The sequence below is a fragment of the Variovorax boronicumulans genome, from assembly GCF_030812215.1.
Classification (GTDB): domain Bacteria; phylum Pseudomonadota; class Gammaproteobacteria; order Burkholderiales; family Burkholderiaceae_C; genus Variovorax; species Variovorax boronicumulans_C.
The window spans coordinates 11,649-24,517 of the sequence record NZ_JAUSSG010000012.1 but is presented as its reverse complement, the minus strand read 5'-3'; the positions used below and the strand labels follow the sequence as shown (position 1 = coordinate 24,517).

16 protein-coding genes are annotated in these 12,869 nt (G+C 67.7%); all 16 read right to left on the bottom strand.

Annotated elements, in window-relative coordinates; all coding sequences use genetic code 11:
• The 16 genes from J2W23_RS27040 to J2W23_RS26965 all read right to left on the bottom strand — a co-directional run bounded on the left by J2W23_RS27040 (position 1) and on the right by J2W23_RS26965 (position 12,802).
• Positions 1-1,479 (bottom strand): TolC family protein, encoded by a 1,479-nt coding sequence (locus J2W23_RS27040; protein WP_307650946.1) that lies wholly within the window; start codon positions 1,477-1,479, stop codon positions 1-3.
• A gap of 77 nt (positions 1,480-1,556) precedes the next feature.
• A complete protein-coding gene (locus tag J2W23_RS27035; protein WP_307650945.1) occupies positions 1,557-1,976 on the bottom strand; it encodes a hypothetical protein in 420 nt (139 codons plus the stop codon).
• A gap of 24 nt (positions 1,977-2,000) precedes the next feature.
• Positions 2,001-2,282, bottom strand: coding sequence for a hypothetical protein (locus J2W23_RS27030; RefSeq protein WP_307650944.1), 282 nt, complete (start codon positions 2,280-2,282; stop codon positions 2,001-2,003).
• Positions 2,279-3,271 (bottom strand): glycerophosphodiester phosphodiesterase, encoded by a 993-nt coding sequence (locus J2W23_RS27025; RefSeq protein ID WP_307650943.1) that lies wholly within the window; start codon positions 3,269-3,271, stop codon positions 2,279-2,281. Before J2W23_RS27025 ends, J2W23_RS27030 begins: the two co-directional genes overlap by 4 nt.
• Positions 3,268-3,849, bottom strand: coding sequence for a DUF1439 domain-containing protein (locus J2W23_RS27020; protein ID WP_307650942.1), 582 nt, complete (start codon positions 3,847-3,849; stop codon positions 3,268-3,270). Before J2W23_RS27020 ends, J2W23_RS27025 begins: the two co-directional genes overlap by 4 nt.
• 72 nt (positions 3,850-3,921) lie before the next feature.
• The gene (locus J2W23_RS27015) at positions 3,922-4,410 is read right to left on the bottom strand and encodes a GNAT family N-acetyltransferase (RefSeq protein ID WP_307650941.1); all 489 of its coding nucleotides are present in this window, start codon (positions 4,408-4,410) and stop codon (positions 3,922-3,924) included.
• A gap of 18 nt (positions 4,411-4,428) precedes the next feature.
• The gene (locus J2W23_RS27010; RefSeq protein ID WP_176656236.1) at positions 4,429-4,914 is read right to left on the bottom strand and encodes an AAA family ATPase; all 486 of its coding nucleotides are present in this window, start codon (positions 4,912-4,914) and stop codon (positions 4,429-4,431) included.
• Positions 4,915-5,106: 192 nt separating this feature from the next.
• Positions 5,107-5,889 (bottom strand): amino acid ABC transporter ATP-binding protein, encoded by a 783-nt coding sequence (locus J2W23_RS27005; protein ID WP_218104344.1) that lies wholly within the window; start codon positions 5,887-5,889, stop codon positions 5,107-5,109.
• On the bottom strand, positions 5,873-6,526 hold the full coding sequence (locus J2W23_RS27000; RefSeq protein WP_176656237.1) for an amino acid ABC transporter permease: 654 nt from the start codon (positions 6,524-6,526) through the stop codon (positions 5,873-5,875). The genes J2W23_RS27005 and J2W23_RS27000 overlap by 17 nt, the downstream gene beginning before the upstream one ends.
• Before the next feature lie 19 nt (positions 6,527-6,545).
• Entirely contained in the window at positions 6,546-7,208 is a 663-nt protein-coding gene (locus J2W23_RS26995) for an amino acid ABC transporter permease (RefSeq protein ID WP_176656238.1), read from the bottom strand.
• A 15-nt stretch (positions 7,209-7,223) separates the two neighbouring features.
• A complete protein-coding gene (locus tag J2W23_RS26990) occupies positions 7,224-8,024 on the bottom strand; it encodes a transporter substrate-binding domain-containing protein (RefSeq protein ID WP_176656239.1) in 801 nt (266 codons plus the stop codon).
• Positions 8,021-8,791: a GntR family transcriptional regulator gene (locus J2W23_RS26985; RefSeq protein WP_307650940.1), complete on the bottom strand. Its 771-nt coding sequence runs from the start codon at positions 8,789-8,791 to the stop codon at positions 8,021-8,023. Before J2W23_RS26985 ends, J2W23_RS26990 begins: the two co-directional genes overlap by 4 nt.
• A 105-nt stretch (positions 8,792-8,896) precedes the next feature.
• Entirely contained in the window at positions 8,897-10,231 is a 1,335-nt protein-coding gene (locus J2W23_RS26980) for an MFS transporter (protein WP_307650939.1), read from the bottom strand.
• 27 nt (positions 10,232-10,258) lie between these two features.
• On the bottom strand, positions 10,259-11,332 hold the full coding sequence (locus J2W23_RS26975) for a hypothetical protein (protein WP_307650938.1): 1,074 nt from the start codon (positions 11,330-11,332) through the stop codon (positions 10,259-10,261).
• Between the two features lie 190 nt (positions 11,333-11,522).
• Positions 11,523-12,290: an SDR family NAD(P)-dependent oxidoreductase gene (locus J2W23_RS26970; protein WP_307650937.1), complete on the bottom strand. Its 768-nt coding sequence runs from the start codon at positions 12,288-12,290 to the stop codon at positions 11,523-11,525.
• Positions 12,287-12,802, bottom strand: coding sequence for an ester cyclase (locus J2W23_RS26965; protein WP_307650936.1), 516 nt, complete (start codon positions 12,800-12,802; stop codon positions 12,287-12,289). The genes J2W23_RS26970 and J2W23_RS26965 overlap by 4 nt, the downstream gene beginning before the upstream one ends.
• Between the last annotated feature and the right edge of the window lie 67 nt (positions 12,803-12,869).

Here is a 12,869-nt window from a genome sequence, read left to right as displayed (position 1 = left end):
TCAGTGCCCTCCCGACGCGGGCGCATCGCCGGCCGTGGCCGTCTGCAGCGCCGTCATGCCGCCGGGCGAACTGCCCGTGAGCGCGAATTGCAGGTCGGTGTCGGCGAGCCAGAAATCGCGCTGCGCCTCGATGCCCGCATTGACGGCGAGCATGCTCGCGCGGGTTTCGCCGAGCAGCTCCCACACGCTCGCGAGCATGCCGTTGTAGCGCAGCACCATCTCTTCGTTGACCTTCTTGCGCAGCGGCAGCACGTCGTCGCGGTAGCGGCGCGCCAGCGCATAGGCGGTGTTCCAGCCCTGCCAGGCTTCGCGCGCCTCGCTCGCGGCCAGCACGCCCACGTCGCGCAAGCGGCCGGCCGACTGCATGTACTGCGCCTCGGCGCGGCCGGTGCGGGCCTGGCCCCAGTCGAACAACGGGAGCGGCAGGTCGAGCTCGAAGCCGCGTTTCGTCGAGCGCGACCGGTCGGCATTGTTCTCGAAGGTGGTGTTGCGTACGCCGCCGATGTCCATGGCGTTGATGACGCTGGTGGCACGCGTGAGGCCGAGCGAATCGGCCACCGCCGTGTTCTGCGCCTGCGCCGAACGCACATCGAGCCGATCGCGCAGCGCGCGGGCCTGCACGTCGCCGAGGTCAGGCGCGGACGGCGGCAGGGGAGGCAGTCGATCGGGCAGCGTGTAGCCGATGCGCTCGCCGCTCAGGCCGAGCAGGCGGGTGAGCTGTTCGCGCGTGGCAACGGCGGTCTGCTCGGCGCGTGCGAGCTGCGCTGCCGCATCGGCCAGCAGCAGCTGCTCGCGCGTGCGCTGCAGCGCGCTCCAGTTGCCGACCTGCGCCATGCGGTGCGCGAGCTCGGCGCCGGCTTCGGCGGCGTCCTTCGCATCGCGCAGGTACACCACGCTCTGCTGCGCCGACACCGCGCGCACCCACGCGCGGCGCGTGTCGGCGGCCAGCAGCAGCACGCTCTGCGCGGCCTGCAGCTTGGCGGCCTCGTGCCGCTGACCGGCCCAGCGCGCCTGCCACGGCAGCGTGACGAGCCCGATCACGTTGAAGCTCAGCATCCGCTCGAACTCGCGTTCGCGGCCCTGCGCCAGGCGGCTGAACGAGAGCACAGGGTTCGGCAGGCTCGCGGCCTGCACGCGGTCGGCGTCGCTGATCTGCAGCGTGGCAAAGGCGTCCTGCACGCGCGGGCTGTTGACGAGCGCGATGCGCACGGCGGCCTCGGCGTCGAGCGGCTTGGCGAGCAGCGCATCGACGCTTTTCTGCGAGGCCTCGTCGGGCACGCGCTGGGCGGCGGTGCCCGCCATCAGCGGGTTGTTGCCGATCAGCGCCTGCACGTCGGCAGTGCCGCCGTCGGGGGAAAGACTGGCGCAGCCGGCCAGCACGAAAGCGCTGCCGAGTGCGGCGGCATGCTTGAACAGCGCGCTGCTACTTCTTCGATAGCGAAGGGGGCCGGCAATGTGCCGGCGAACAATGGGGTTCACGCTCGATCTCCATGAGCAATACGACCAACGCCGAGAGCCGGAAAAGGCTCACTGCGGACGGACTACGGGCAGGGAGATCAGGAAATGGGCGGCTTCAGGCCCGGAACGGGCTCTGCGCTCGCGAAGCGGGCCGAGTGGGCGGCCGGCGGCGCCTGGGGGGCGCTGTGCACGATATCGATGAGGGGTGTGCCGCCAAGGGCCACCGTGTGGCAGACCTGGCAGGCGGTGCAGGTGCCGCAACCCTGGTGGTCGGTGCCGTGGTCGCTGCCGTTGCCGTCGTCATGGTGGTGCGCCATGGTGCTCATGTCGCCGCTGTCGGCTGCTTCCATGGCTTCGTGGCAATGCGCATCCACCGCCACCGAGGCCGGGGAGGCCTCTTGTGCGACGAGCGAGGCGGCCGGCAGCGAGTGCCGCACCATCTCCACCGCCATGGCGTCGCCCAGCCAGCCGCGGATGGGCAGCAGGGCGATCATGAGGGCGAGCAGCAGGGTGCGCATGGGACAGGATGATAAACCTGTGCCCTAAGACACCAGTTGGCCGCGGGCCTTGTCGACCCACACCTGCAGGTTGTCCAGCAGGTCCTTCTGGCTGAAGGAGCAGCTTTCTTCGCTGAAGAGCGCGCTCGATTCGAGCCGGTCGAGCAGGTTCAGCAAGACCTCGCCGTAGCGTGGCGGCAGGGCGCCGAGCAGCTCGGTGCTGGCGCGGGCATCGTTCGAGAGCGCGGTGACCGATCCGCCGCCACCGCCGCTATTCAGCGCTGCAATATGCGCGGCGATGGTGTCGATCTGTTGTGCCGCGCTCATCCCGCTACCTTTCCGGAGGGTGGCATCGACAGCCCGCGCTCGCGCATCAGGTCGCGCAGCACGTCGGGGTAGTCGGTGATGATGCCGTCCGCGCCCCAGTCCATCAGCCGCTGCATGTCGGCGCGCTGGTTCACCGTCCAGGGCAGCACCTTCATGCCGAGCTTCTGTGCTTCCTTGATGGCGGCGGGCGTCAGGTCCGCATAGGCCGGCGACCAGATCACGGGCCCCGCGCTCTTGCCCGCAGCCGCCTTGACCAGCTGCGGCACCGAGGCGAAGCCGGCCGCATCGAGGCCGGCGGTCCAGCGGCTGTCCTTGAGCGTGCGCGCGGTGCTGAGGTAGGCGCGCGGCAACTGCGGCGCGAGCTGCCCGACCAGCGCCAGCGTGCGCCAATCGAAGCTCTGGATGGTCACGCGGTCGGCCATCTTCGCCTTGTCGATCTCGGCGAGCAGCGCGCGCACCATGGGGTCGGGCGCGGCGGTTTCGTCGGGCTTCGTCGGGTCGATCTTGGTCTCGATGTTGAAACGCACCGTGGCCGCCGCGGCGCCGCGTGCCTGCATCAGCGCGAACAGCGCGGCGAGCGTCGGAATGCGTTCGCCGTCGCGCGGCTGCTGCAGTGCGAACTGCTTGCCGTAGTTGCTCGTGGGGTTCAGGCGGCCCACGTCGTAGGTCTGCAACTGGGCCAGCGTGAGCGCGCGCACGGCCGCGCCGCTGCGCGATGCGAGCCAGCTGCCGTTTGCGTCGCGCGTGTGGTCGGGGTTGAGCGCGGTGTCGTGCGAGATCACGACCACGTTGTCGGCCGTGAGTCCGATGTCGAGTTCCAGCGTGGTCACGCCCAGGTCGATCGCGTTCGAGAACGCGGCCAGCGTGTTCTCGGGTGCGAGCCCGCGGCCGCCGCGATGCGCCTGCAGGTCGAAGTGCTGCTTTGCGGTGGGGACGATGGCGGCACAGCCCGCCATCAGCAGCGCGGCGACGAGCAAGGGGTATTTCATTTGAGCTGCACCTTGATGCCGTTGTCTTGCACGGTGATGTCGCCGATCTCGTAGGTCTTGCGGCCCATGGTGAGTTCGTCGGCGGTGAAGCTGCGCAGCACCTGGCCCTGCAGCAGTTCCTGCGCGACGATCGAGCCGACCTTCTGCAGCCGTTCGGCATCGCGGCCTTCCACGCCCTGCAGCTCGAGGCGTTCGGACTTCGGGCGATCGAGCCGCAGCGTGCGCGTGGCGGCGTCGTAGCGCAGCGCGCTGCTCATCGACACGACCCCCTGCACCGGCGACGCGGCCAGCAAGGGGCTTGCAATCGTCAGCGTGGCGGTGAGGGCCGCGCGGTTGGCGCCGGCATCCAGCCCCAGTTGCGGATCGCGCAGCCCGACCATGAAGATCTCGGCATAGCGCTCGGCCACCGGGAAGCGCTTGGCGATCATCGCCTGCAGCTCGTCGCGGCTCGCGGTGTATTCGCTGGTGAAGAAGTTGAAGCCGGCCAGCGCCGCGAACGGGGCCTGCAGGGCGGCCGTACCGAGCAGGGCCTGCAGCATCCGGCGACGGGAGGTGAGGGACGAAGGGCGGAGGTTCATAGGGGTTCCGAGCTTGCCACAGGCCGGTGTGTTCCCGCCAGCGCCGACGCGGCGCCATCGCCTGTCGGACAGTCAGCCGTCGACGCGCAATTCGTAACGGGCAAACGACCTGGTTTCCTTCTGGATGACGCTGTGCAATACGAAGCCGAAGCCCTCGTAGAGCGAGCGCAACGCCTGCCGGTCCGCCACGCAATCGAGGCGCAGGTACGGGCGGCCCAGGCCACGGGTGTGCTCGCGCGCGAAGGTCAGCAGGGTGGTCGACACGCCCTTGCCGCCCCAAGACCTGCGAACAGCCAGCTTGTGCACGAAGGCCGAGCTGCCGGGTTCGATCTCGGGCCAGAAGTACGGGTCTTCCATGTCGATCCGCACCACGCCGGCCACGTCGCCGTTCTCGCGCGCGATGAAGTAGCGCCCGGCATCGGTGTCGCGCTGGATACGTTCGATGCCGATGTCGGTGCCCGACCACAGCGGCCTCCCCTCGGTGGCGAGCCATTGGGCGGCTTCATTGAGGACAGCGGCGACGGTGGCCGCCTCGGCGGGGAGGGCTTGATCGATGTGCATCACTGGCGATCTTATGGATCAGGCCTGCGGAGCGCGAACCACATGAAAGCCTTCCGCTTCCTCGGGCGCGACGAAATGGCGCGTGATCAGGTCGAACTGGGCATCTGTCGTCTCGAAGGGGTGCTCGCCGCTTGCATTGCGTGCGCGGAGCCGCGCCTTGCAGATGGGGTCCGGCACATCCAGGAAATGGAGCCGATGCGGCACGCCCGCCTTCTCGAAGATGCCGCGCGCCCAGGCCCGGCTGCTCACCGTGTTGGCCGGAAAGTCGAGCACCACCGACACGCCGGCCTGCAGAAGCGCCACCACGTGCGCGGCCATGACTTGCTTGAGCCGGCCCGAGGCCCGCACGTAGTCAGGCAGCGCGACGATCTCGCCCGGGTACAGCGTGGCCAGCCACGCATCCTCGCTGATGAGCACGGTGGCCGGCGCCTCTGCCAGGCGCCGGGTGAGCGTCGATTTGCCGGCGCCGATCTTGCCGCAGACCATGTGGAGCATGGGGGTCATCTCTTTTCTCCTGTGACTTGGAACAATCCCCAGGAGGCAAAAAGAAACCCGCCTCGTGGGGCGGGTTGCATGGCGTGACTGTCTTACGGATCGCGCGCTAACCCACCATCTTCTCGATGGTGCGAATAATCGACGCGTTCTTCAGGCAGGCCATGGGCGGAGGATAACCGCGGACAGTCGGAGCCGAAACCCTCAATCGTGCAGCGAAGAAAGAAACTGCTTCAACTCCGCCGTCTGCGGATTCCCGAACAGCTCCGCCGGCGGCCCCATTTCGTGCACGCGCCCCTGGTGCATGAAGATCACCCGGTCGCTCACCTTGCGCGCGAAGCTCATCTCGTGCGTCACCATCAGCAGCGTCATGCCTTCGTCGGCCAGCGACTCCACCACGCGCAGCACCTCGCCCACCAGTTCGGGGTCGAGCGCCGAGGTGATCTCGTCGCACAGCAGCACGGCCGGCTCCATCGCGAGCGCACGGGCAATCGCCACGCGCTGCTGCTGGCCGCCCGAGAGCTGGTCGGGCATGGCATCGAACTTCTCGGCGAGGCCCACGCGGTCGAGCAGCTTGCGCGCCTGCGAAGCGGCCTCCATCGACCCGCGCTTCTTCACCAGCGTGGGCGCGAGCATCACGTTCTTGCCGACCGTGAGGTGCGGAAAAAGATTGAAGCTCTGGAAGATCATCCCCACGCGCTGGCGCAGCTCGCGCATGGCCATCGCGCTTTCGTGCAGCAGCGGTTTGCTGTCGACGGTGAGCGAGCCTTCCTGGAACACTTCGAGCCCGTTGATGCAACGAAGCAGCGTGCTCTTGCCCGAGCCGCTCTTGCCGATGATGGCGATCACCTCGCCGCGCTTCACGTCCAGGTCGATGCCCTTGAGCACCTCGTTGGTGCCGTAGGACTTGCGCAGCGCCGTGATGCGCACGATGGGCGCGGCGAAGGTCGTGGATTCGGGTTTGGCTTGGTCAAGCACGGCGGCCATGGGTCTTCCTCTCGAGGTTCTTGGCGTACAGGCTCACGGGGAAGCACAGCACGAAGTAAAGCAGCGCCACGCAGCTGAACACCACGAAGGGCTGGAAGGTGGCGTTCGAAATCATGCTGCCGGCCTTGGTGAGCTCGACAAAGCCGATCACCGAGGCGAGCGCCGTGCCCTTGATCACCTGCACCAGAAAGCCGACCGTCGGCGCGATCGCGATCTTCACGGCCTGCGGCAGGATCACATGGCGCATCTGCTCGCCGAAGCTCAAGGCCAGGCTGCCGGATGCTTCCCACTGGCCCTTGGGAATCGAGGCGACGCAGCCGCGCCAGATTTCGGTGAGAAAGGCGCTGGTGTAGAGCGTGAGCGCCACGCTCGCGGCGGTCCATGCCGACACGTCGACGCCGAACAGCGCGATGCCGAAGTAGGCGAGAAACAGCTGCATCAGCAGCGGCGTGCCCTGGAAGAGCTGCACATAGAGGCCGACGGCCTTGCCCGCAATCCTGCCGCCGCGCAGGCGCAGGAACAGCAGCAGCCCGCCCACGAGGCCGCCGCCGATGAAGGCGATCAGCGAGAGCACGACGGTCCAGCGCAGCGCCATCAGCAGGTTGCGCAGGATGTCCCACAAAGAAAAATCACTCATGGCGATGGGTTCCTCGCGTTCAGCGGCCGAAGAAGAACTTCGGCCCTGCCCAGTCGAGCAGCCGCCGCAGCGCCACCGACAGCGCCAGGTAGATCAGCGTGGCGACGATGAAGGCCTCGAACGCGCGGAAGTTGCGGCTCTGGATCAGGTTGGCCGCGTAGCTCAGCTCTTCGGTCGAGATCTGGCCGCACACCGCCGAGCCCAGCATCACGATGACGATCTGGCTCACCATCGCCGGCCACACCTTCTTGAGCGCGGGCGGCAACACCACGCGCAAGAAGACCTGCGCCTTGCTGAGCGCGAGGCTCACGGCCGCTTCGATCTGCCCCTTGGGCGTGGCCTCGATGCCGGCACGGATGATTTCGGTGGAATACGCGCCGAGGTTCAGCACCATCGCGATCACCGACGCCACTTCGGGCGAGAGCTTCACGCCCGCCGCCGGCAGCCCGAAGAAGATGAAGAACAGCTGCACGATGAACGGCGTGTTGCGGATCAGCTCCACATAGGTGCCCACGATGGCGCGCAGCCACACGGGCCCGCCGGCACGCGCCCACGCGCAGAACGTGCCCACGATCATGCCCAGCACGGTGCCGATGGCCGTGAGACCGACGGTCCACGCCACGCCGCGCAGCAGCAGCGGCCATTCGGAGAGCACCGCGTAAAAGTCAAACTCGATGTTCATGGCCGCGTGACTCGATCAGACCGGAAGATCGCCGGCGGCCTTGCCGAGCCACTTCTTCGACAGGGCGTCCAGCGTGCCGTCCTTCTTGGCGGCGGCAATGATTTCGTTGACCTTGGTCTTCAATGCGGTCTCACCCTTGGCGATGCCGACGAAGCAGGGGCTGTCTTTCAGCAGCAGCTTGAACTCGGCGCTCACCTTGGGGTTCTTGGCGAGCATGTCGCCGGCGACCGCCGCGCTGGTCGCCAGGGTTTGCGTCTGGCCGGCCACGAAGGCCGCGATCGTCGCGTTGTTGTCCTCGAAGCGGCGGTAGTCGACGTTCGGCGGCGCCACCTTGTTCAGTTCCTGGTCTTCCATCGCACCGCGCGTCACGGCGACGGTCTTGCCGGCCATGTCGGAGAAGTTCGTGAGCTTCATGCTCTTGGCGGCGTACACGGCCTGGAAGAAGGGCGCATAGGCCGACGAAAAGTCGATCACCTTCTCGCGTTCGGGGTTCTTGCCGAGCGTGGAGATCACGAGGTCTGCCTTGCGCGTCTGCAGGTACGGAATGCGGTTGGCGCTGGTCACGGGCACCAGCTCGACCTTCACGCCGAGCTTGGAGGCGATGAGTTCGGCCATCTCCACGTCCAGGCCCTGCGGCTTCATGTTCTTGTCGACCGAGCCGTAGGGCGGGTAGTCGGTCGGCACGGCGATCTTGATGGTCTTGGCCTTGAGCACGTTGTCCAGTGCGTTCTGGGCGTGGGCGCCGCCGGCCGCGGCCAGCATGGCGACGGAAGCGAACGCGAGGGCGAGGTGGCGTTTCGATGCAGAGAAAGTCATAGCAGGGCTCCTAGGTAAGTCGATGAATCGGGGTCGTCGCCGGAAGGCGCGGCGGGCTTGCGGCGCTTGGGTGGGGTCGAGGCCGTGTTCTGCAGCGGCGCCAGCGCATCGCGCAGTTGCGCGAGCGGATCGGTGGGCGCCTGCACGCGCAGTGCCGACTGCACCGTGCCGATGTGTTCGGCCATCAGCGCCTCGGCGGCGGCGTGGTCGCCGCGCTCGAGCGCCGCGACGATCTGCACATGGTCTTCGCAGGACTGCACCGCGTCGTGCGTGCTCTGGTAGAGCATGGCGATCAGCGTGGTGCGCGCGGTGAAGTCGCGCAGCGTATCGGCCAGCAGCGTGTTGCCCAGGCACTCGGCCAGGCACACATGGAAGTCGCCCAGCAGGAAGCTGCGGTTGCCGACGTCGCTCTCTTTCAGTGCGCCTTTTTCACGCTGGAGGTGCGACTTCAATTGACGGAGTGCCGCCTTGTCGAGCTTGCCGGTGGTGGCCGCGCTGCGGATGAGCCCCAGCTCGATCACGCGGCGCGCCTCGAAGGCTTCGCGGGCTTCTTCCTGCGAGGGCTCGATCACGAACCAGCCGCGCCGGGCGCTCACCGTGACGATGCCGCGCGCGGCCAGCCGGGTGAGAGCTTCGCGCACGATGGTGCGGCTGCAGTCGAAGAGCATGGCCAACTGCTGCTCGCCCAGGCGCGAACCCGGCGCGAGCTTCTGCGCCATCACCGCTTCGACGATGCGTGCACTGATTTCGGATGCGGATGTAGACATTCGCCTGCATACCAGCAGCTTTTGTGCCAACTGGTATGCAAGATATGTGCACCGAAATGGATCGGTGCCGCGCGCCGGTGGTGCGGCGCGCGCGGCGCGAGTGCGCTACCGCCTGGCCAGCGCGCTCGCGGGCAGGACCAGCAGCATGAGCAGCGCCGACAGCACCAGCGCCCCGCTCAGCACATAGAGGCTGGCCGTGAAGCCGCCCGTCAGCGTCTTGAGCGCACCGACCATCATCGGTGCGACCAGCCCCGCGCTGCCCCCGATGGTGCTGATGAGCGCGATGCCCGCGGCCGCGGCGCTCTTCGACATGAAGTTGCCCGGAATCGCCCACAGCACGGTGAACGCGCTCGAGATGCCCATGGCCGCCAGCGCCAGGCACAGCACGGCCGCCAGCGGGCTCTGCATGAAGAGCGTGGTCAGCGCGAGGCCCGCCGCACCCGCCAGCGCACCGATGGCGAAATGCCAGCGCCGTTCCTTCCGGCGGTCGGAATGCCGCCCGACCACGATGTTGGCCGCGATGCCCGCAACCGCCGGAATGACCGAATAGAAACCGATCTGCAGCACGCTGAGCCCCATCGATTTGAGGATGGTCGGCTGCCAGAACGACAGCGCATAGATGCCCAGGATGATCAGGAACGACATGAAGCCGATCAGCCACACGCGCCCGTCGCGCATGGCCGCACCGAAGGTGTGCCGCTCGGCGGCACCGTTCGCGGCCTGGTCCTCGGCCAGCAGGCGCGCCACGCGCTGCTTCTCGGCAGCCGTGAGCCACGGCGCCTGTGCCGGGCTGTTCGAGAGCCAGCGAAACGCGACGATGCCCAGCAGCACGCTCGGCAGCCCTTCGAGCAGGAACAGCCACTGCCAGCCGCGCAGCGCGAGCACCCCGTCGAGGTAGGTCATCGTGAGCCCCGCGATGGGCCCCGCGACGATCGGCGCCGCGCCGAAGGCCATGAAGAAGAGGGCGGTCGCCTGCGCGCGGCGGTGCGACGGAAACCACAGCGTCAGGTAGAACAGCACGCCGGGCGCGAAGCCCGCCTCGAACACGCCGATCAGGAAGCGCAGCACATAGAACTGCATCGGCGTCGTCGCGAACATCATCGCCGCCGAAGCCAGCCCCCACAGACCCATGATGCGCAGCAGCGTCGCGCGCACGCCGATCTTCGCGAGCATCAGGTTGCTCGGAATCTCGAACACCGCATAGCCGATGAAGAAGATGCCGGCCCCCAGGCCGAACACCGCATCGCTGAAGCCCAGCTGGTCCTTCATCTGCAACTGCGCATAGCCGACGTTGGTGCGGTCCAGGTAGTTCAGCACGTAGCAGGCGCACAGCAGCGGCATCAGCCGCCAGGTGATCTTGCGGAAAAGCGCGGCGTCGTCGCGCGCATCGGCCGAGGCGGGCGTGCGCGTGTCGGCGGCATCGAGGGTGGCGGTGTTCATCGGTTGTCTCCTTCTCTTTTTTTCTTTTCAGCGCCGGGCCAGCGTGCCGAAGCTCGTCTCGCCCCAGAGGTGGCTGGTCGGCGCGCCCGGAAAGAGCCAGTGCGGCGAGCATTCGCTGGACGGCACGACGTTGCTGAACCCGTGCGTGGGCGAGGTGCCCGCGAGCGTCTTCTCCAGCACCATCGACAGGTACTGGTCGTTGCTGCTTTCCTGCGTGTTGCCGTTGAGGATCACCTCCGCGCCCGTCGCTTGCGCATAGCGGCGGATGCCGTTGTGGCGCGACTGCAGCGGCGCCCAGCTGTCGGCCGCCACGCCGTTCTCGCTGCTCACCCGCAACCCGTCGCCGGTGCGATAGACCAGCGAGTGATTGCCTTCGGTGTGGCCCGGCGTGTGCACCAGCGCAAGCCCGCGGCCGAGCTGGATGCTCCCGTCGAAAGCGACGATGCGTTCGGCCGGCACGCCATCGAGGCCGCGCGGGCAGTACCACTCGGCCTGCACCGGCAGCAGGCCCTGCACGTTCGCGAGCTCCTGCCGGTGAACGAGCAACTTCGCGTTCGGCAGCAGGCCAGGCACGTCCGCGCTGCCGAGCCAGCGGCGCACATCCTGCGTGTGCAGGTGGTCGTAGGTGATGTAGTCGATCTGTTCGGGTGCCACGCCGCAGCTCGCCAGCGCCTGCGGCACGGTCTGGTAGATCGGCGCGATGGTCTTGTGCAGGAACTTCGGCGTCTGCTCGCTCAGCCGCTTGAAGTAGGGCGTTTCGTTGCCCGCCTCGAAGTCGGCCGGCGTGAAGAGCAGCGTGCGGAGGCGCCCTTCGAAGTCGTCGTACTGGATCAGCACCGTGCGCGCCAGCAGATGAACCATGTGCGGCTTGAGCAACTGCTGCGAGTAAACGCCGGTGAAAGCAAACCACGCCGGATACGGAATGCGCAGCAGGTTGAAGCTGCGCGCAAAGCGCACCGGAGGTGCATCCAGCAGTTGTTCCCGCAATGCCTCGGCGCCGTGGCGAATGGCCCGCAGGCGGTCCTGCGGCATCGCCGCGCCGCGCGCGCCATCGAAGTGCGCCAGTTGCGCAAAGCCGGTGGGTTCAGGGTCTCGGATCATCTTCGTCTCCTGGAAATGAGGACTTGTCTTTCGATTCGATGAGCGCTCGTCGATCGGCCAATGCAACGACAGCGCCTGGTGTGCGCAGGGCACCGGGTGCTCCCCGCAGCGAAATCAAGGAGGAGGGCGAAGCCCGGGGGACATTCGCGGAGGGGAGTACCCGGTGCCCTGCGCACACGCCCTGAAAAGCTCAATACACCGAGCGCCCGCCCGAGATATCGAACACCGCCCCCGTACTGAAAGAGCAATCGTCCGAAGCCAGCCACGCAGCCATCGCTGCCACTTCATCGACCTCCACGAATCGCCCCATCGGCACCCGCGCCAGCAACGCAGTGCGCAGTTGCTCGCGATGCTCCGCAGGCACGCCCGCGAACACCGCCGTATCGGCCGCCGACGGCGTGATGCAGTTCACCAGCACGCCAGACAACGCGAGCTCCTTGCCCAGCGACTTCGTCAGCGAAATCAGCCCCGCCTTGGAAGCCGAGTACGCCGCGTTCAAGCCGTTGCCTTCCTTGCCCGCCACCGAGGCGATGTTGACGATGCGCCCCCGCTGCCTAGCCAGCATCACCGGCACGATGGCGTGGCAGCACTGCCATGCGCCGGTGAGGTTGATGTCCAGCACGTTGCGCCATTGCGCGGGCGTGTGTTCCCACGCCGTGACGGTCGGGCCGAGCACGCCCGCGTTGTTGACGAGGATGTCGATGCCGCCGAAGCCTTCCTGCGCCTCCGAGGCCGCGCGCGCGATCTGGCCTTCGTCGCGCACATCGACCAGCGCCGAGGTCACCGTGCCCAGCGGCGCGAGCTGCCGCACCGCTTCGGCCAGCGCCTCCGCTTCCACATCCCACAGCGCCACGCTCGCGCCGTCCGCCAGGCAGCGCCGCGCAATGGCAAGGCCGATGCCGCGCGCGCCGCCCGTGATGACGGCGTGCCGGCCTTCGAGCGGCCGCGCGGTGGTCATGCGACGGCGGCCTCGGCCTTGGGCGTTGCGGCCGGCTGGCCGAGCAGCCCGCTCACCAGCGCGCCGACCATCTCCGGCGGCACGCCCACCAGCAGCTGCCGCAGCATCGTCAGCGTGTCGAAGTACACGCGCTCGCAGACCAGCACGTCGCCCTCGAAGATGAAGAAGGCGTTCATGCGGCAGCGAAAAGCGTTGCCCGTCGGCGGAATGCCCTTGAGCGGACCGCGATGCGTGCCCAGCAGCCAGAACTCCACGATCACCGAGTCGTCGGCGTGCCGCAGCTGGATGATCTCGTGGCGCTGGTCGGGAAAGGCGCGGCGCGTTTCGGCGTAGTACTGGCGCACGTTGTCATTGCCGTCGTGCACTTCGCCGCTCGGAATCAGCTCGTAGTGCGGATGCGGGAAGGTGCCGAGCACCGCGTCGAAATCCTGCCGGGTCTCGTCGGCGAAATGGTCGAGCACAAGGCGCTCGCGGCGGGCTTGAAGTTCGGTTCGTTGGGGCTGGGTGTTCATCGGGGTGTGCTCCATGTGACAGGTGACATCGGGTTGCCGCGATGGCTCCAATTGCGGTGACCCGGGC

Excerpts from the sequence above, each read along its gene's own strand:
- J2W23_RS27010 (WP_176656236.1), bottom strand. The coding sequence starts at position 4,914 with ATGACCCCCATGCTCCACATGGTCTGCGGCAAGATCGGCGCCGGCAAA.
- J2W23_RS26995 (WP_176656238.1), bottom strand. The coding sequence starts at position 7,208 with ATGAACATCGAGTTTGACTTTTACGCGGTGCTCTCCGAATGGCCGCTG.
- J2W23_RS26985 (WP_307650940.1), bottom strand. The coding sequence starts at position 8,791 with ATGTCTACATCCGCATCCGAAATCAGTGCACGCATCGTCGAAGCGGTG.
- J2W23_RS27015 (WP_307650941.1), bottom strand. The coding sequence starts at position 4,410 with ATGCACATCGATCAAGCCCTCCCCGCCGAGGCGGCCACCGTCGCCGCT.
- J2W23_RS27030 (WP_307650944.1), bottom strand. The coding sequence starts at position 2,282 with ATGAGCGCGGCACAACAGATCGACACCATCGCCGCGCATATTGCAGCG.
- J2W23_RS27025 (WP_307650943.1), bottom strand. The coding sequence starts at position 3,271 with ATGAAATACCCCTTGCTCGTCGCCGCGCTGCTGATGGCGGGCTGTGCC.
- J2W23_RS27000 (WP_176656237.1), bottom strand. The coding sequence starts at position 6,526 with ATGAGTGATTTTTCTTTGTGGGACATCCTGCGCAACCTGCTGATGGCG.
- J2W23_RS26975 (WP_307650938.1), bottom strand. The coding sequence starts at position 11,332 with ATGATCCGAGACCCTGAACCCACCGGCTTTGCGCAACTGGCGCACTTC.
- J2W23_RS26980 (WP_307650939.1), bottom strand. The coding sequence starts at position 10,231 with ATGAACACCGCCACCCTCGATGCCGCCGACACGCGCACGCCCGCCTCG.
- J2W23_RS27005 (WP_218104344.1), bottom strand. The coding sequence starts at position 5,889 with ATGGCCGCCGTGCTTGACCAAGCCAAACCCGAATCCACGACCTTCGCC.
- J2W23_RS26970 (WP_307650937.1), bottom strand. The coding sequence starts at position 12,290 with ATGACCACCGCGCGGCCGCTCGAAGGCCGGCACGCCGTCATCACGGGC.
- J2W23_RS26990 (WP_176656239.1), bottom strand. The coding sequence starts at position 8,024 with ATGACTTTCTCTGCATCGAAACGCCACCTCGCCCTCGCGTTCGCTTCC.
- J2W23_RS27035 (WP_307650945.1), bottom strand. The coding sequence starts at position 1,976 with ATGCGCACCCTGCTGCTCGCCCTCATGATCGCCCTGCTGCCCATCCGC.
- J2W23_RS27020 (WP_307650942.1), bottom strand. The coding sequence starts at position 3,849 with ATGAACCTCCGCCCTTCGTCCCTCACCTCCCGTCGCCGGATGCTGCAG.
- J2W23_RS26965 (WP_307650936.1), bottom strand. The coding sequence starts at position 12,802 with ATGAACACCCAGCCCCAACGAACCGAACTTCAAGCCCGCCGCGAGCGC.